General features: G+C 42.1%; 17 protein-coding genes. 10 read left to right on the top strand and 7 right to left on the bottom strand.

Translation table 11 applies throughout. The features are described from left to right. Positions 1–138: 138 nt before the first annotated feature. On the top strand, positions 139–252 hold the full coding sequence (locus tag ACEW80_RS00890) for a lysozyme inhibitor LprI family protein (RefSeq protein WP_373524789.1): 114 nt from the start codon (positions 139–141) through the stop codon (positions 250–252). Between the two features lie 190 nt (positions 253–442). Here ACEW80_RS00890 and ACEW80_RS00885 read toward each other — a convergent pair whose 3' ends face one another. Further along, positions 443–820, bottom strand: a complete 378-nt coding sequence (locus ACEW80_RS00885; RefSeq protein WP_373524788.1) for a hypothetical protein — start codon at positions 818–820, stop codon at positions 443–445. Positions 821–1,132: 312 nt separating this feature from the next. Here ACEW80_RS00885 and hemC point away from each other — a divergent pair, with 312 nt between their 5' ends. The 6 genes from hemC (at position 1,133) to ACEW80_RS00855 (ending at position 7,812) form a co-directional block, all read left to right on the top strand. Then, the gene (hemC, locus tag ACEW80_RS00880; RefSeq protein WP_373524787.1) at positions 1,133–2,104 is read left to right on the top strand and encodes a hydroxymethylbilane synthase; all 972 of its coding nucleotides are present in this window, start codon (positions 1,133–1,135) and stop codon (positions 2,102–2,104) included. A gap of 99 nt (positions 2,105–2,203) precedes the next feature. Continuing rightward, positions 2,204–3,643 carry a glycogen synthase GlgA gene (glgA, locus tag ACEW80_RS00875; RefSeq protein ID WP_373524786.1) on the top strand — a complete coding sequence of 480 codons (1,440 nt, stop codon included), beginning with the start codon at positions 2,204–2,206 and terminating at the stop codon, positions 3,641–3,643. Between the two features lie 381 nt (positions 3,644–4,024). Then, entirely contained in the window at positions 4,025–5,230 is a 1,206-nt protein-coding gene (locus ACEW80_RS00870; protein WP_373524785.1) for an acyltransferase family protein, read from the top strand. A gap of 382 nt (positions 5,231–5,612) precedes the next feature. Then, on the top strand, positions 5,613–6,230 hold the full coding sequence (locus ACEW80_RS00865; protein ID WP_373524798.1) for a phycobiliprotein lyase: 618 nt from the start codon (positions 5,613–5,615) through the stop codon (positions 6,228–6,230). Then, positions 6,231–6,773 (top strand): hypothetical protein, encoded by a 543-nt coding sequence (locus tag ACEW80_RS00860; protein ID WP_373524784.1) that lies wholly within the window; start codon positions 6,231–6,233, stop codon positions 6,771–6,773. 271 nt (positions 6,774–7,044) lie between these two features. Beyond that, positions 7,045–7,812, top strand: a complete 768-nt coding sequence (locus tag ACEW80_RS00855) for a phycobilisome rod-core linker polypeptide (RefSeq protein WP_373524783.1) — start codon at positions 7,045–7,047, stop codon at positions 7,810–7,812. A gap of 213 nt (positions 7,813–8,025) precedes the next feature. Here ACEW80_RS00855 and ACEW80_RS00850 read toward each other — a convergent pair whose 3' ends face one another. The 3 genes from ACEW80_RS00850 to ACEW80_RS00840 all read right to left on the bottom strand — a co-directional run bounded on the left by ACEW80_RS00850 (position 8,026) and on the right by ACEW80_RS00840 (position 10,399). Continuing rightward, entirely contained in the window at positions 8,026–8,967 is a 942-nt protein-coding gene (locus tag ACEW80_RS00850) for an RluA family pseudouridine synthase (protein ID WP_373524782.1), read from the bottom strand. Between the two features lie 65 nt (positions 8,968–9,032). Then, entirely contained in the window at positions 9,033–9,689 is a 657-nt protein-coding gene (locus ACEW80_RS00845; protein WP_373524781.1) for a Uma2 family endonuclease, read from the bottom strand. A gap of 146 nt (positions 9,690–9,835) precedes the next feature. Beyond that, on the bottom strand, positions 9,836–10,399 hold the full coding sequence (locus tag ACEW80_RS00840; protein WP_373524780.1) for a Uma2 family endonuclease: 564 nt from the start codon (positions 10,397–10,399) through the stop codon (positions 9,836–9,838). Positions 10,400–10,571: 172 nt separating this feature from the next. Between ACEW80_RS00840 and ACEW80_RS00835 the strand changes: the two genes are divergently transcribed. The 3 genes from ACEW80_RS00835 (at position 10,572) to ACEW80_RS00825 (ending at position 14,055) form a co-directional block, all read left to right on the top strand. Further along, on the top strand, positions 10,572–10,853 hold the full coding sequence (locus ACEW80_RS00835; protein WP_373524779.1) for a glutaredoxin family protein: 282 nt from the start codon (positions 10,572–10,574) through the stop codon (positions 10,851–10,853). Between the two features lie 52 nt (positions 10,854–10,905). Then, positions 10,906–12,408: a UDP-N-acetylmuramoyl-L-alanyl-D-glutamate--2,6-diaminopimelate ligase gene (locus ACEW80_RS00830; RefSeq protein ID WP_373524778.1), complete on the top strand. Its 1,503-nt coding sequence runs from the start codon at positions 10,906–10,908 to the stop codon at positions 12,406–12,408. Between the two features lie 183 nt (positions 12,409–12,591). Next, positions 12,592–14,055, top strand: coding sequence for a DICT sensory domain-containing protein (locus ACEW80_RS00825; RefSeq protein WP_373524777.1), 1,464 nt, complete (start codon positions 12,592–12,594; stop codon positions 14,053–14,055). 63 nt (positions 14,056–14,118) lie between these two features. Here the strand turns inward: ACEW80_RS00825 and ACEW80_RS00820 are convergent, their stop codons facing one another. The 3 genes from ACEW80_RS00820 to ACEW80_RS00810 all read right to left on the bottom strand — a co-directional run bounded on the left by ACEW80_RS00820 (position 14,119) and on the right by ACEW80_RS00810 (position 17,153). Continuing rightward, positions 14,119–15,768, bottom strand: coding sequence for a sensor histidine kinase (locus ACEW80_RS00820; protein WP_373524776.1), 1,650 nt, complete (start codon positions 15,766–15,768; stop codon positions 14,119–14,121). A 314-nt stretch (positions 15,769–16,082) separates the two neighbouring features. Beyond that, positions 16,083–16,451, bottom strand: a complete 369-nt coding sequence (locus ACEW80_RS00815; protein ID WP_373524775.1) for a pentapeptide repeat-containing protein — start codon at positions 16,449–16,451, stop codon at positions 16,083–16,085. 153 nt (positions 16,452–16,604) lie between these two features. Next, the gene (locus ACEW80_RS00810) at positions 16,605–17,153 is read right to left on the bottom strand and encodes a hypothetical protein (protein WP_373524774.1); all 549 of its coding nucleotides are present in this window, start codon (positions 17,151–17,153) and stop codon (positions 16,605–16,607) included. Between the last annotated feature and the right edge of the window lie 301 nt (positions 17,154–17,454).

The raw sequence follows: 17,454 nt of genomic DNA, 5'->3' as shown, positions 1-17,454 counted from the left end.
GCTAAATATTAGATGACTAAAATACCAACTCATTTCTAGCATTCTTGGAAAAATTCGACTTCCTTCTGGCGACAGGTTTACCTTTCGTAAGGTTTATAACTCTCTAGCGTCGAAATATACTAATATAGAAAACAGAAATTGATTGCTGCACAACTAGCGTGGATCAAGTTTCGAGATCCCACTTGTGAGTTTGAAAGAAGCAGATACGAGGGAGCAAGTATTAGCTTTGGCACTGGAGAGATGATCGCCTGACGACTTAATTTCTCATGAGGTTCAGCAAGGCTATAAGCTGGAATAATAAGTTTTGCTTGCCCTGTTTCACAAAATTGCAGAATTTGCTCACAGATGACGCACTGTTCTTGCTCAAAGACTAGTTCTAAAACGAAGTTGGTTTCAACGTAAATATTCACGCAACTGCCTTATGAGTAAACTTGCCTCCAGCTCAGGCAGCGTATAATCCTGAATCAATTAACCATTGCTGAGATTTATTTATATCTTCGGGGGATTTTTCAGAATGAATAATTTCTCCAAGCCAGGATGCAACAATTAATTCAAGGCTTTGCCCACTGATTTGATCAGCCTTAACTCCAGCCTGTTCAAAGTAACGATTAAGAATAGGTTGTGCATCAATGGTATAAGTTGGCTCGCTCTGATTTAGTCGGACATTAGCATCAGTCCATAAATAAAATCGAGCAGGAAACACCATTTTATTAAAGAAAACCCACGCGTAGGCGTAGCCCGTCGTAGACATCGCTAATGTTGAACAAGCAGATGTCAGACTACTATATCTAGCAGAAAAATAGTAGGTTGGGTTGAGCAATAGCAAAACCCAACAAATAGTTGATAATCTTTGGTTACTCTGCAGGAAGCAAGCTACGTTTCTCAACCCAATCTACATCAGTATGAGTTAGATGCGATCGCACCTGCATCTGGGAATCTTGGGAAATTAGATTGATGAAGCAACTTGCAACCCAGCTTGCGTAGGCGCAGCCCATCGTAGACATCGCCTGAAGCTTTTGGTAAAGAATTGTAATCTAAAATCCCAAATTCAAAACCTAAAATTAGTATGAGTCCCTGACTACGGTAGTCTAGATCAGAGTGAATTTATCGCCTGGTTTGATATATCGTTATTATGACTTCAGTTGTTTATAGTCCCCCCCGCACTATTCGTATTGGTTCACGCAAAAGCCAACTTGCTCTGGTTCAGACCTACTGGGTACAAGAGCAACTCAAGAAAAGATTCCCTGATATCACCTTTGAAGTCCACACCATGTCTACCCAAGGCGATAAAATCTTGGATGTAGCATTAGCCAAAATTGGCGATAAAGGACTTTTTACTAAAGAACTTGAAGTTGGAATGCTCAATCAAGAGATTGATTTTGCCGTTCATTCCCTCAAGGATTTGCCGACTCACTTACCAGATGGGTTAACACTAGCAGCAATTACTGAACGGGAAAACCCAGCAGATGCATTAGTGGTGCATGAAAAGCACAAAGATAAACAAATCGATACTTTACCAGCGGGTGCAGTAATTGGGACATCTTCGCTGCGGCGGTTAGCACAGTTACGCCACCACTTCCCCCACTTTACATTTAAAGATGTGCGAGGAAATTTAATTACCCGGTTGGCAAAATTAGACGCAGGCGAATATGATGCCCTAATTTTGGCAGTAGCAGGGTTAGAAAGATTGGGAATGCACGATCGCGTTCATCAAGTCATACCCAAAGAAATCTCTCTCCACGCCGTTGGACAAGGTGCTTTAGGGATAGAATGCCGTGCTGATGATCATGAATTGCTATCTCTCCTCAAAGCGATCGAACATCCCCAAACACGCGATCGCACTCTTGCTGAACGATCATTTTTACGCTCTCTAGAGGGCGGTTGTCAAGTACCTATTGGTGTAAATACAGAAATCTCTGGTGATAATTTGACCTTAACAGGGATAGTCGCCAGCGTAGATGGGCAAAAGCTCGTACAAGATACCGTTACAGGAATTGCCAATAATGCCGAAGCAATAGGCATAGAACTAGCACATCTGTTGCGAGAACAAGGAGCGCAAGAGATTCTATCAGAAATTTTTGCAGTAATTCAGCGTGGTTCCTAAGCAATTGGGCAAGCCGATGTGATTAGATAAGAATTGATCGCGTTGGACGGGATCTTAGAGTTGATTTGACAATATAGACTCAGGGAAGCAAAAATTACCATGCGGATTCTATTTGTTGCAGCAGAGGCAGCACCCATTGCGAAAGTAGGAGGAATGGGTGATGTTGTCGGAGCATTACCTAAGTTTTTGAGAGAAATGGGGCATGATGTGCGGATATTCTTGCCTTACTATGGATTCCTCCCAGACAAAATGGAAATTCCCAAAGAACCCATCTGGCGAGGATCTGCCATGTTCCAGGAATTTGCTGTTTACGAAAGCGTTCTGCCTGGTACTGATGTTCCCTTGTATTTATTTGGACATCCTGTCTTTCTACCTCGGCACATTTATTCTGGAGAAGGTGAAGACTGGCGGTTTACCTTGTTTGCCAACGGTGCAGCCGAGTTTGCCTGGAATTACTGGAAGCCAGAAATTATGCATTGCCACGATTGGCACACAGGGATGATTCCCGTGTGGATGCACCAAGATCCTGATATCACCACAGTATTTACCATTCATAATCTGGCTTATCAAGGCCCGTGGAGTTGGTATTTACAAAAAATTACTTGGTGTCCCTGGTATATGCAAGGACACAATGTCATGGCGGCGGCGGTGCAATTTGCCAATAAGGTAAATACAGTTTCCCCAACTTATGCCGAGCAAATCAAGACACCAACTTATGGTGAAACATTAGAAGGTTTGCTGTCCTTTATTAGCGGTAAATTATCTGGGATTATCAACGGTATTGATACCGAGGTTTATAATCCAGCTACTGACAAATACATTGCCCAAACCTTCACTGCTGATACCCTAGAGAAACGCAAGGCTAACAAAATTGCTTTGCAAGAAGAGGTAGGGTTAGAAGTCAACTCCAAAGCCTTTTTAATTGGGATTGTGACCCGATTAGTGGAACAAAAAGGTATTGATTTGATATTACAAATCCTTGATCGCTTCCTATCCTATACTGATGCACAATTTGTACTGTTAGGGACAGGCGATCGCTACTATGAAAGCCAAATGTGGCAGTTGGCATCCCGCTTTCCCGGACGCATGGCAACTTACCTACTGTATAACGATGCCCTGTCTCGCCGCATCTACGCTGGTACTGATGCCTTCTTGATGCCTAGTCGGTTTGAACCTTGCGGTATCAGCCAAATGATGGCTTTGCGCTACGGTTCTGTACCCATTGTCCGCCGCACAGGTGGATTAGTTGACACCGTAACACACCACGACCCAGAAAATGCAGCAGGTACTGGTTATTGTTTTGACCGCTATGAACCGCTAGACCTTTTCACCTGTATGATCCGCGCTTGGGAAGGCTTCCGTTTCAAACCCCAATGGCAAGAACTCCAAAAACGGGGCATGAGTCAAGATTTTAGTTGGCATCAATCTGCCAAGCAGTACGTGAACTTGTACAGGTCAGTTTACGGTTTGCCAGAAGAAGAACAGACACCGCAGCCAGAGTTGGTGTTAAACAAGGCAGTCACCAGTAGCAAGTCCTAAACCATCTGTAGGGTCGTAAAGATGTACGACTCTACTATTTTGTAACTTGTTGTAGCATTGTTTAGATTAGCCTGAAGATGCTAATCATAAGTTTTTTTCTCAGAAAATTGGCAAGTTTATATTTGACGAACATGATCTAAAGTTTGTGCTGGATTGTTTAGCTATCCAGACGTTATCTAAATACAAATTCAAGTTTGCAATCATTTTTCAAGTTGGTATAACTCATAAAATCTGCCAATTTTAGATTTTGTGAATGCCTCTCATCTTTCTGATTTAAGTTAATGAAGATACTATAAAGATTATAAAAATTTTTTGTAAACTTGTAAATATTAAGAACAGGCAATTGTATATTACTTTTGGTGTTGATAAATTATACTTTAAATGCTATTACAAAAAACTCAGACGCAGCCTATTTATAATATTCCTTCAATTAGAAATTATCGATGGTCGACTCATCTTGATTTATTAAGAGGATTAGCTTCTTTATTAGTTTTTATTGGTCATGTGAGACTTTTATTCTTTATAGAATATTCAGAAATTAGTAACCCCAGTTTTTTGATCAAAAGGTTAGTTTTTTTAACAGGATTGGGTCATGCTTCTGTAATGATTTTTTTTGTTCTCAGTGGATTTTTTATTTCAGCTAGTGTCCTCAGAACGATTCAGCAAAAAAAATGGTCATGGACTAATTATTTAATAACTCGTTTAACACGTTTATATATAGTATTAATTCCTGCTTTATTGCTGTCTTCTTTTTGGGATCTTCTGGGTATAAAAATCTTTGGTACTGGACAAGATAGCTTTTATGGAGAAAAGTTTCACAACGGTCATTTAGCGACTTATAAAATTTTGGAAAATTTCACCTTTCAAAACTTTTTGGGAACAATAGCTTTTTTACAAACAATTTTTGTAGACTTATTTGGTTCTAATAAGGCAGTTTGGAGTTTAGCCTATGAATTTTGGTACTATATACTTTTTCCTTCAATCATCCTATTGTTTTGGGTTAAATCGTTAAAATTACGTGTTTTCTACGCTGTTTTAACTTCAGCTATATTATTAATGGTAGGTTCGGAAGTTAGAATTTACTTTCTTGTTTGGCTGATGGGAGGGTTAATTAGTATATGTCATACTTCCAAATTTCTTAATAACAAGAATATCCTAAATTCACTCACTCTTTTGTCTATCCTAATGCTGTTCATGGCTTTAGTCGTTGCACCTCGGATATTATCTAGCCGAGAGATAGTAGATTTTTTAATAGGGATTTCTACTGCTGTTATAATATATTTTCTAGTTAATAATCGTAGTCAAATAAGACAAGAAGGAGCATACGAAAAATTCTCTAAAGGTTTAGCAGGATGTTCATACACTCTTTATCTAGTCCATATGCCAATACTGTGCTTTATCAGAGCGTGTATAATTGGCGATCGCCCCTGGGAACCAGATATCTTACACTTATTATTCTCACTAATTATAGTTGTAGTTGTATTTTTGTATGCGGTTGCGATCGCACATCTTACCGAAGCAAAAACAGACAGGTTTAGAAATCTAATCATCTCTTGGATAAAAAATAGACGTTTAAATCAAGCTTAGATATTAATAGATAAAGTCCACAATTTTCCTTCTAGTACAGTACGGTGTCAATAAGCCACCAGATGGAAGCAAACTTGTGTTTTCACAAGCAATCTCAGCGATGTCCCAATGAGGTATTTTGTTGTTAGTGCTAGTGTGAAGGCGATTACCACCTAAGTTTTAGAACAAAGATATTAAATTGTGCATATTGTCAAGTAATAATAAATTATCATAATAAAAGTCTACAATTATTGAAAAATACTTTTGCGTCCTCCTTTATTTAGTAATTGAAATTAACCACTCATCGCTGTAATGTTTAGAATGTTTATACACCGACAACTTTAAAAAGAAAGAACTCGTAAAATATCATCCGCAGGAGTAATCAGTAGGAGTCAGAAAATTGATAGACGTAATGGAATTTTTTCAGCTAAGTGCTGGTAATTGGCGATCGCAACGTGTAACTCATCACCTAGCCTTTAAACGCTCAGAGACAGGAGAATCGGATATACAGGTAGAAGCTCTAGCTAGTGATCATCCAGAAGTCATTGAGCTGTGCCAGTATCATCAGATTGACCCCAGCCTCTCAGTCGGAGGATCAAGGGTGTGTTGGCTAGGCACAATGGCTTGGGATAGAGAGAATGATGAGAACCATCAGGGAAAAACCATATTTGCGATCGTGCCTGATGCCGATAATCCCAGGCAAGGCAAGTTACTTCGTGAAAGAGGCTACGCGGAAATTGTTCCTGTAGTCGGTCTTTTTCATATAGATGATGAAGATGGGCTAGTGCTGACAACCGAATACGAAACAATGAGTTCCATTGAGAGATTCTGGTTCGCCAGTCCAAATCTCCGGCTACGAACCAGTACAGTGAAACGGTTTGGAGGCTTCAGCACTGCATCCTTTTGTAGTGAAACCCGCACCGAGACTTCTGTTGAAGTATCTAGCACAGAAGAAGCAACAGCAAGCCAAGCGCAGGATACTTTGGAAGTAAGACAGTTTTATTCTGTTTTGGGCTGGTGAATGATTCTCAACCAGAGTGATGCTTTTACTCGTGGCCGAGATTATCTGTATCTGGTACAGGGACTTGCCCTAGAACCAGGTATGGTGGATGTGTTTGATAACCTGCGCGATCGCATCCCCATTTGCAATTGGATTGGCGAGAATATTAACATAGTTAACGCTCAGATTAATGCCTACCTGAAAGTCTGTCATGAGTGCTTTCATCACCAAGAGCGTCGCCATATCCAAATTTTTGCAGTACCCATCGCTCAATCCTTCGGCATAGATGGTCTGTGCAACATTCTGACAAATCCAATCACCATTCTGGTAGATGTTGGTCGAATTGCACCTAGAGACTGGTTGGGTATAGTCGTTCATGAATACGCCCATGCCCATCTAGGAGGCTCCGGTCATAATCAACAATTTGCTGAGATTTTATCTCATCTATGTTTAGGACTGGGATTTGAACCACCCTATTGGAAGGCAGACATGGAAGCAACTTTACGTAGTTGGCCTTACTGTAAATCAACCATAGATCCCCTGGAATTTTGGATAGGCCACTGAAGAAGGCAGGGGGCAGATGAGAATAAATAACTACTTACCAACCAATGCCCAATTCTTTAAATTAATTTCTTTTGCTAAATGTTAAAAATTATTGCTTCAATTTCAAAAGGTGAAGCTTAATCTTCTAATCTAATATGTGAACAAGCTTTTAGTCATTTAGCCTTGGTTAAGTTTCGTAAAATTTTATCAGAATCTGAGCTTCTGATCCAACTACTCCTTTAATATGTGATTTAAAGTTGTTAACTTTAATTAAGAATATGGAGGCCTTAGAGTGGCAATTCCTCTGTTAACATATGACCCTTCAAGTCAGAACCAGCGTGTAGCTGCGTATGAAGTACCGGGTGATGAACAGCCCAGGATTTTTTCTACAGACAATCTGCTTTCTCCGTCAGATTTAGGTAATCTGATTGAAGCAGCATATCGTCAAATTTTCTTCCATGCCTTTGCTGCCGATCGCGAACCATTTCTAGAGTCCCAACTCCGTAATGGACAGATTACAGTGCGGGACTTTATTCGGGGATTACTGCTTTCTAATACCTTTAAGAAAAGCTTCTACGACCTCAACAGCAACTATCGCTTTGTTGAGCATATAATCCAGAAGGTTCTAGGACGCGACCCATACAACGAGCGGGAAAAAATCGCTTGGTCAATTGTAGTCGCTACCAAGGGTATTAAAGGTCTTGTTGATGAAGTGCTGAACACTGAAGAGTACCTGAGCAATTTTGGATACTCTGTAGTACCCTATCAGCGCCGTCGGATACTGCCATCTCAATCTGCGGGTGAGTTGCCATTCAACATCAAATCTCCGCGATACGATTCTTACCACCGTGCTAAACTGGGCTTCCCCCAAATCATTTGGCAGGTAGAAGTACGCAGATTTATCCCACAAGACAAAAAGCCCAAAGCTGGAGATCCATCTCTATTCCTGGGTATGGCACAAGAGATCAATGCAACTGGCAATACGCCGCAGAGAATCTCGTCATTCAACATTGATATTGAAAAGTCTGTACCTTATCGGCAATTGGCAGGAATCAAGTAACGATTTTTGGTCGGCGGCTGACTAGTACATTGCTTTGATCATTTTATAGCGTGCATAAGTCCTGGGTTATGTAGGAGTTTCATCTAGGTATAACTAGTGAAACAGACTCTATCCCATGTCTGATGCACGCTAGTTGTTTTTGGGTATTGGGCATGGTTTTTTCCAACGTCCAATGTCTATTAAATGGCGACTGCTTTCAGATGTGGGATGAGCTTAAGGGGTAATTCGTCTTTTTAACATCTCCAAAAGTTTTGTAAAGTGGGCGGGAGGAGTCGCTGTCACCTCAATGAACTCCCCAGATAGGGGATGCTGCAATTTTAGTCGCCAAGCGTGTAGTGCTTGACCGGGCAAATTTACCCCCACTGAATGACCAGAACTATAAACTGGGTCGCCAACTATGGGATGACCCATTTTGGCGCTGTGGACGCGAATTTGATGGGTGCGTCCAGTTTCTAATTGAAAGTGAATTAAGGTGAAGTTACCGAGGCGTTCTAGTATTTGCCAATGAGTGACGGCAACTCGTCCGCCTTGTTCAACGGTTATGATAGCCATTTTCTTGCGGTCTTGGGGATGGCGACCAATGGGAAAGTCAATTGTGCCAGTTTCAGTTTTTGGCGCACCGTAAACCACGCCCAAGTATTCTCGCCGTGCGGTTTTAGCTTTGAGTTGTGCTTGTAGATGATGATGAGCAAGTTCTGTTTTAGCGATCGCTATCGCTCCCGTTGTATCCTTATCCAATCGATGTACGATTCCTGGACGTTGGACTCCGCCAATTCCTGGTAAATTAGGGCAGTGTGCTAACAAAGCATTTACTAAAGTGCCATCTGGATGACCAGGTGCGGGATGGACAACTAAACCTGCGGGTTTATTGAGAATAAGTAACTGGTCGTCTTCATAGAGGATATCTAAGGGGATATCTTCTGCTTGCAGTTCTAAGGGTTTGACTTCTGGGATTTCGAGAGTGATGCGATCGCCTAACTTGACATTTATCTTCTTAGATGTACAAACTTTGTCGTTAAGCTGGACATTACCTTGTTCGATTAACTGTTGGATGCGGGAACGGGATAAATCTGGTAATTCTTGGGAAAGGTAACGGTCAAGGCGATCGCCCGAACCATCGCTATTTTCTTGGATTTGTAAATTAAATTCGGTCACAATTGCTCTGGATAAGTTCCCCTTTCTTTAAGTAAAGCGCGGCTTTGCTGGTTTTTCGATAAACGTTACAATCCACTGTTTTCTATCTGTTCTCTTACCCATTTCCGAAATGCTCTAATTGCTGTACTTGTTCCTGTGGTTCGTCCCATTTCTACAAATTTGGGAATCAGTTCAGCGAGCGCAAAAGTAGGAAATGTCGGGCTTGTCTGAGATTTGATATATTGTTCATCTTGCAGCAAGTTAATTTCTAGATTTCTGTTTTCATATCGCCAGATTTCAGGTACTCTCAAAGCCTGATATGCACTAATTTTGGTTCTAGAAGTAAGATCAATTTCAATTGCTAAATCAGGAGGAGGGTCAACAGTTAAGTCGATTCTATCTTTTCCAATCATTAGCTTATAGTTTTGAATATAGAAACAATCATCAGGTTCAAGACCTGCACTTAGGTCTTTTCGCTTAAAGGTGGTTGAACCTAAACCTTCCCAATTTAGAGCAAGTTCATCCAGCAAGACTTTTACCAAGTCTCCAATTATTACCTTACCTCGTTCATGTTCTGGTAATGGAGCCATAATTTCTAGCGTTCCTTGGCTGTATGCTACTCGACTTCCACGATGTTCTCCTAACTCATCGAGAATTGCTTCAAATACTTGCCAACTCACATCTTCCAGGATTATTCTTTCTCCTGGCGAAACTCGAATTTGTCTGAGTTGAAGTGTAACCATAAGATGTTAGGTGTTAAATAATTTATGAAGAAGAAGTCAGGAGTCAGAATTCACGAGGAATAAAGTACGAGGGGGCAAAACAAATCTTAAAATTCTTCTTTGTTAAAACTTCATACTTTTATGAATTCTGTATTCTGAATTCTGGTTTAAGGAATTCCTGCTTGTTGAAAAATTTGTTCGGCTGTAATTTGCAGCCCTTCGAGTAGGGAATCTTCTAAGATATCTGCACCACTTTTTGTTTGAGGCGGTGCATCGGGATAAAAAATAGTGATTGTTTTGGCTTTTGCATCCACAACCCAAACTCTCATGACACCTGCATTAAGGTAATCGATAGCTTTTGCACTCATTTCTCCAAAACTTTGGTCAGGAGAGATAATTTCAATAACTAAGTCTGGAGGTATGGGACAAGGTTCATCCTCGATTAAGTCACTATTGAGCCGAGAATAAGAAACATAGAGTAAATCTGGTATTGGTGCCCAGTCTCGACCTTTACGTTTTAAAGTAATTGCCCACTCGATACCAACCTCACCACGATTTTGTACGCACAGGGTTAGAAGTGTGTAGATTGTGCCTGTTAGCCTAGAATGGAATCTTTTTGGTGACATTTTGGGTTTTGCCTCGCCATCAACTAATTCGTAGGTGATATCCCCTTCCCCTTCGGAGAGTGCAAGGAATTCTTCTAGTGTGATTTGAGATTTGACTTGAGTCATGGTCGTTATCTCCTTGTGTAAAATCACGCCTTGTTCTGAGTCTCAGGAAGCTGGAAGCTGCTGAATTTTCTCAAATTTAAAATTAGCAATTTTAGAACTAATATGCCTATTATGACTTGTGAAGACGAGAGATATCACGTCTATTTGACATAGGTAAATTTAATAGAAGCAAATGCGATTAATTTTATACAGTAAACCTGGATGTCATTTATGTAAGGGTTTGCAGGAAAAGCTAGAACAAATTCAAAATCTCAGTTTTGAGTTGGAAATTCGGGATATTACGACTCGTGAAGATTGGTTTGCTGCGTATCAGTATGAAGTCCCAGTACTTTATTTATCGAACCGCAGAGGCGCAGAGGACGCGGAGGAGAGTGAGAAATTATTGCCGCGTCCTTCTCCTCGTGCTAGTGTGCAGCAGTTGGAGCAAATGTTACGTAAGTATTTAGCCAATTAGAAAAAAATAATGCAGAATAAGCGCAAGATAAGCATCTGATGAGGTTCACAAGATGAAATTGCGGGAATTACTAACAGCAGTAGATAGTGTTGAGCAATTGCCTAACCATCCGGCTTTAGAGGATGTGGAAGTTAGGGGTTTGAAGACGAATTCTCATGCTTGCGGTGTGGGAGATTTGTTTATTGGAATGCCAGGAACGCGGGTTGATGGTGGGGAATTTTGGCAGAGTGCGATCGCATCTGGTGCTGTAGCTGCGATCATTTCTACTGAAGCGGCACAGAAACATCCTCCCACGAATGGAGCTATGGTCATCAGTGCAAGTAACATAACTCAAGCTTGTGCCCAGATAGCTAGTGCTTTTTACGGTTATCCGGGGAAAAAACTCAAACTGGTGGGTATGACTGGTACGAATGGCAAAACTACAACTACTCATCTGATTGAATTTCTGCTCATCAAAGCTAATCTAGCTACAGCCTTGATGGGAACGCTCTACACTCGTTGGGCAGGTTTTGAGCAAACTGCTGCCCACACTACACCCTTTGCGGTGGAACTGCAACAGCAGCTAGCTGAGGCGGTGAATGCTGGTAGTGAGTTCGGAGTAATGGAAGTAAGTTCCCACGCTTTGGCACAGGGTCGAGTGTTGGGTTGTCAATTTGAAGTAGCGGTGTTCAGTAATCTTACTCAAGACCATCTCGACTACCACAGCGATATGGAAGATTACTTTACTGCCAAAGCATTGTTGTTTAGCTCTGATTATCTCAAGGGACGGGCGATAATTAATGCTGATGATGACTACGGGAAGCGGTTAATTGCGTCGTTGGATTCCAAACGGGTTTGGAGTTACAGTGTCAACAACAACAGCGCTGATTTATGGATGAGTGATTTAAGTTACGAGCCTAATGGTGTCAGTGGGACGTTGCATACACCTTATAGTGATGTAGCTTTTCGATCGCCTTTAGTCGGACAATATAATTTAGAAAATCTCTTGGCAGCTGTCGGAGCAGTTTTACACTTAGGTTTAAATTTGGATTTAGTGGCATCTGTGATACCTGATTTTCCTGGAGTTCCCGGACGGATGGAACGGGTACAGATTAGTCATGAGCAAGATATTAGCGTGATTGTGGATTATGCTCACACGCCCGATAGCTTAGAAAATTTGCTGAAAGCTGCACGTCCGTTTATACGTGGTAAGATGATTTGTGTGTTTGGTTGTGGTGGCGATCGCGATCGCACTAAACGGCCAAAAATGGGTAAAATCGCTGTTGACTTAGCTGATGTGGCAGTGGTGACATCAGATAATCCCCGGACTGAAGACCCAGAAAGGATTTTGAAGGATATTTTGGCGGGAATTGCCCAAACAGTGCAGCCAATGGTAATTTGCGATCGGGCGATCGCAATTCGGACTGCTATTTTACAAGCACAACCCGGTGATGGAGTGTTACTTGCTGGTAAAGGTCACGAAGATTACCAAATACTTGGTACTGAAAAAATCCATTTTGACGACCGAGAACACGCACGCGACGCTTTACACCAAAGACTGAACATCCAAGCTTAATTCTAAGTAGGGACGCACAGTCAACTAGCTGTGCTACCCTAAAATGTGTATTCCACACAATTAAAATCACCTATAATTTCAAGTTCATGTTTCTTTCCGTAGGAATTTTGTAAAAGATGTACACATAAAGGTGAAAATCGAAAACAGAATTATTTCTTGCTTCATCCTTGTTCTGCTTGACTCATGAATGTTTCTCTGGCTAAGGATCTGTCTGTTTATCAACTGGTTATGGGAGTGCAAGCGCCTCCTAAACCATTGTCCCTCAGTCCTGCTACTCTGCTATCACTGCTGAGAGCGCAAATCGACTTACTAATTGAGCAGAAAATTGCAGCTACTTTATGGGTGAAGTTACCACCAGAAAAAATTTGGCAATCAGAATTAGTGCGTTATCAATCCTCGGTGGGTGCGTCTAGTCTCATTTATACTTGCCAGATCGAGGAGAGAGGGAGAGCGGGAGATGAGGGAGCAGGGGGAGACAACACAGACAAGCCAGAGGGAGGAGTAAATTCCCCCTTGTCCTCCTCATCCCCCTCATCTTCCTATCATGTCACTGTTCACCTACCACCAGATAGCCAACTGCGAAGGGAAAACTTTCTGATGGTGTTATCGCCTCAGTTTTGCAGTTTAATATTGGCTCATCGACCACTTAAAAAACGCAAAAATCAGACATTAGGGAAGGTAAATACTAATAAAAACCAGCCGTTGCTGATTATAACTACTGTTGAGGGGAGAGTAATTCAGCAAGTATTAGATGGGATTCAACAAGCGATTGTGCCAGAATCATCCCCAATTTTACCTGCTAGTTTTATTTGTCCAACTGTGCCCCAAGCCGCACTTATGAATCAACTGTTGGCAAAACAACTCCTGCGACAAGATGAAATTAATCGTCAAATTATCACAATACGCACCACTAAATTGCAGCAGCAGAATCAAGAACTGCACAATAAAGAGCAACTCAAAGATGAATACCTGAAAAATGTATGTCAGGAATTGCGTACACCCCTGACGCACATGAAGACAGCACTTTCGTTATTGAATTCCCCTAATCTTAAACCCCCGCAGCGACTACGTTATTTACAGATGTTAAATACCCAGTGCGATCTCCAAAATTCCCTGATTACTGGTTTGGTGGAACTGGTGCAGCTAGAACGAAATTTGGAGGGGAGGAGTTTGGAGTCGGTGCGTCTCTCAGATATTGTGCCTGGAGTAGTCAGTACCTATCAAACTATAGCCCAAGAAAAAAGCATTATCCTAGCCTACACCGTACCCCCTGAACTCCCATCTGTTTGGTGCGTGAGTGGTGGTCTGAGGCAAATTGTGATTAATATATTGCACAATAGTATTAAGTTTACGCCGCAAGGGGGTCAAGTATGGGTACGTGCCCGGATTCAAGGTAACTATGTCCAGTTAGAATTCCGCGACACAGGTATCGGTATTGCCGAAAGCGAGATTCCCAAAATCTTTGACCGCTTTTATCGTGTGCGTACAGGCGTAACTGAAGATTCTGGTGGTGCTGGGTTGGGTTTGACAATTGTACAGCAGTTGCTACTGCGCTGTGGTGGTTCCATTTCTGTGAAAAGTAAATTATGTGAAGGTTCCACTTTTACAGTGCAACTAGCCAGTACTAGTAATATCCCAGGAGTGTAGGCGTAGCCAGTCGTAGGCATCGCTACAGAAAATGAGTGATGAGTTATAACTCCTAACTCCTGCTTATTGCTTATTGCTAACTTCCAACGGCAGGAAAATCGTCAATACTTCTCCATATTGTGGACGCTGGCGCACAATCAGTTTCCCACCGATCGCTTGAAACAAATGCTTGGTTGCGGCCATATTCAAACTAATCGTACCTGTTTCCGGTTGAAACATCAGCAGTTGACCAAGTGCTTTGCGAATTGGCGGCGTTGCAGGTGTAGCGGCTTTACTTGAATCTTTGCATCTGAATTGGGGCGATAATTGTAACTTCAGTTGATCTCCAGCTGGGATAACTTGTACTTGAATATGGCTGCCAGGAGGCAAGCTACGAGTGAAATTCTCAATTAAACCAGTGAGTACCTGATCCAGCATAATCGGATTGCTTACCACTGTTGGTAGTTGCTGGGGTAAAACAACATTTAAAGTTAAGTTCCGCCGATGCGCTGCTTGTTCCCAACGGGGAATGCTCTGCTGCAATACTTGATCTAAAGACATCGGCGTCAGTTGAGTTGTTGAAGATTTTGCTGAGGCAGTAGTTTCCAATTCTGCTGCCTTAAACAGCAACTCCATGCGATCAATTTGTTCGGTACACTCGTGATCGATAATTTTTAGGCGATTGATCACGCTGGTATCTAAGTCTCGCCGCTTCAGCAACAGGCGAGTCATGGTGCGAATAGTTGTCAATGGAGTGCGGACTTCGTGAGCAAAGGCTTGCAACAATTCTACGTCAGGATTTGAGTGTTTGGGGATTGGGCATTGGGGATTGGGCACTTGTACTGAGCGTTGCCGCAGACTCTCGGAGAGAAGCATTGGACATAGGTTATCTTCCTTATCCTCCTTGTCCCCAGTTCCTAGTAAAGAGTCCCTAGTCTTTTCTGGTTCTGTTAATTCCTGAAGCAACAACTGGCTAAACTGAATCATGATCCGGTAATCTGGTGCTACCGGATAATACTTTTGTACTATTTTATCCAGGCGGGCAAAAAATTCTGGATTAGCCAGCATTACCCTTGCTCCTAGCGATCGCCAAGCCTGCTGTACTACCTCTGGCTCAAAAGAAAATGAAAAGGTTTTTTTACCGTTTTTGTGTGTTGCTAAAACCAGTACTAATCTAAATTTATCTGTAAAAACTAAGCAAAACTGCTCTGCCGTTAGCGGATCAGCAGCTAGTAAGGGAAGCACCGATTCATGAGAAGCGATTTCATCATCTCCAGAGGCACTTGTGTAGCCCTCACTTCGACTTACTTCTCTACGAGAGGCTTCGCCAACGACTGCGCTACTTCGGCTGTGGTTCCATTGAGCAACTTGTGCCGAGCGAAGCTGAGGTAAGTCGAGATGCTCAGTACAAGTCGGTACAAGTGGCTCAGTTACCACCGTCTCTGGCGTCTGAAATGGCATCAGTGCCAAGGGGTTAAATGGTTTTGCCGTAAAAGTTACTGTTTGTAGGCTTTCAATCAGTTTTGGCTGACTAAATAGAGGTGCTGGTGCAGCTAAAACTAATCCTGGGGTTGTGTCTTTTGAAACATCTGCTAAAGTACTTAATAGCAAATGTTCTGTTGCTGCTAGGCTGACACGCCACTGCCGCTCTGCTTTCGCAGGTAAACATTCAGCCACACTTGATTGATTTTCAGCCAAGATTTCGCTCAGACTTGGCAATATCCATTTATACACAGGCTTTCACCCCTTAATTCAAGAGCGACTAACAGGGTCTAAGGTAGACATTTCACTACTACTTAAGAGGTTATAGTCTTTTGTGTACTGTTGACAGTCGTAGAACCGAACAATTCGGGCGGAATTTCCTCTGTCATGAGTTATTAGGAATTTTCACCAGTTCTTTGAACAACAGCCGCGTTGCGCGTGGTGGTAAGCTGTGTTGTTGCTTTCTCAGCCGACGGTTTGGTAGTAAAGACGATCAGCAATTTTTAAACCTCAATGCCAACGTAAGCCTTCAGGTTAGCTATGGGAAACCCAGTCCCCAGTTTCCTTCACACCTTCCGCATATTGTTGCTGATGGGGTCAAAACCTCTAGAAAAGCGGGTGCTTTCATCGTAGGAGGCACCGGTTAGATCCGCTCCATATAACTTGGCATAGTTGAGTTTAGCTCCCCGCAGATTCGCTTCATTCAGTTTGACACCGCTCAAATTCGCTCTAGTCAAGTTTGCTTTGGCTAAGTTAGCTCTACTCAAATCTGCTCCCCAAAGTTTAGCTTTAGCTAGGTTAGCTCCACTTAAGTCAGATCCCCATAAATTGATTCCAGGCAAATAGGCTCCAATCAGCTTGTTCCCACTTAAGTTGACTGCTGGAAAATATCTTTCCCCTGCGGCAAAACGCCGTTTCAATTCCTCAACCTTCATAATAACTACGTTGAATCAATACTTTCAGCTTACGAACTGAGTAGCCCGATAGCCATCTCAAGGTGAATCTTAACTTTGTGCCGATTGAGTAACTTCTGTTGGTCATAACGGTCATGATAATTTATAGCCTTACTCTCACCTGTGGAAATGCTATCAAGGTAACAATTTAGTCTGCTTGACTGGAATAAGTTCAAACTCGAAAGTACTGAGCAAACGGTCATTAACATAGATTTCTATTTTATAGTTACCAACTGGATCGCCAGGAGCGATCGTCCAAAAATTCTCAATCACACCGTTTGAAGGCGACTGTGTGCGCCGCGTCACCGATGTAGTGCCGTCTGCTGATATTGAAAAATCTTCACCGTTATCTGTACCCCAAGTTTCTGGAGGTTTTGGTAAACGCAAAACTTCGCGCCATTTTACTTCACCTTGGTAGTCTTTGAGTTTAATCCGCCATCCGTAAGCGTTTCCTTCTTGAAGTGGCACTCTTGTTGTCTGAAAAATGGTAACGTTCCCTTGGGAGTCAACTCTTTTCAGTCCGAATTCAGCGTTAATAACAGCAATCTGTTTTGCATTTGTTGGCGCAGGAGATGATATGACATTTTCTACAAAAACAGAAGTAGCGTTCATCGGCTCAGAAGCTATGACCCCAGATGTTAGCCAAGAAGAAACTAGCACAGCAATAATAGGCCAAATTCTCATTAGTATGGTTTTCCTGTCAGACTTTCGGTAGTTATATCATGTCCACTTAATCACTTACACTGCACGGCGCTCAGAAAACATAGAAAAACTTTTATGCTAGATGAGGCATAACTCCACTCTTGGCTCATCTAGCTCTTGGAAATTGGCTTCTAGGATACAATACCTTAGCCAAATCGAAAAATGCCTGGATTCGTAGGTTGGGTTGAGGCACGAAACCCAACAAATACGTTGGGTTTTGCTTCCCTACGGGACGCTACGCGAACGCTCAACCCAACCTACAAAAAAATGGCGAAGGTATTGA

Origin of the sequence: Nostoc sp. (assembly GCF_041747015.1) — a bacterium.
GTDB lineage: Bacteria > Cyanobacteriota > Cyanobacteriia > Cyanobacteriales > Nostocaceae > Nostoc.
Note: the sequence above shows the minus strand (reverse complement) of the source record. Positions and strands in the feature narration are given on the sequence as shown.

Excerpts from the sequence above, each read along its gene's own strand:
- ACEW80_RS00825 (WP_373524777.1), top strand. The coding sequence starts at position 12,592 with ATGAATGTTTCTCTGGCTAAGGATCTGTCTGTTTATCAACTGGTTATG.
- ACEW80_RS00845 (WP_373524781.1), bottom strand. The coding sequence starts at position 9,689 with ATGGTTACACTTCAACTCAGACAAATTCGAGTTTCGCCAGGAGAAAGA.
- ACEW80_RS00860 (WP_373524784.1), top strand. The coding sequence starts at position 6,231 with ATGATTCTCAACCAGAGTGATGCTTTTACTCGTGGCCGAGATTATCTG.
- ACEW80_RS00840 (WP_373524780.1), bottom strand. The coding sequence starts at position 10,399 with ATGACTCAAGTCAAATCTCAAATCACACTAGAAGAATTCCTTGCACTC.
- glgA (WP_373524786.1), top strand. The coding sequence starts at position 2,204 with ATGCGGATTCTATTTGTTGCAGCAGAGGCAGCACCCATTGCGAAAGTA.
- ACEW80_RS00835 (WP_373524779.1), top strand. The coding sequence starts at position 10,572 with ATGCGATTAATTTTATACAGTAAACCTGGATGTCATTTATGTAAGGGT.
- ACEW80_RS00830 (WP_373524778.1), top strand. The coding sequence starts at position 10,906 with ATGAAATTGCGGGAATTACTAACAGCAGTAGATAGTGTTGAGCAATTG.
- hemC (WP_373524787.1), top strand. The coding sequence starts at position 1,133 with ATGACTTCAGTTGTTTATAGTCCCCCCCGCACTATTCGTATTGGTTCA.
- ACEW80_RS00815 (WP_373524775.1), bottom strand. The coding sequence starts at position 16,451 with ATGAAGGTTGAGGAATTGAAACGGCGTTTTGCCGCAGGGGAAAGATAT.
- ACEW80_RS00810 (WP_373524774.1), bottom strand. The coding sequence starts at position 17,153 with ATGAGAATTTGGCCTATTATTGCTGTGCTAGTTTCTTCTTGGCTAACA.
- ACEW80_RS00870 (WP_373524785.1), top strand. The coding sequence starts at position 4,025 with ATGCTATTACAAAAAACTCAGACGCAGCCTATTTATAATATTCCTTCA.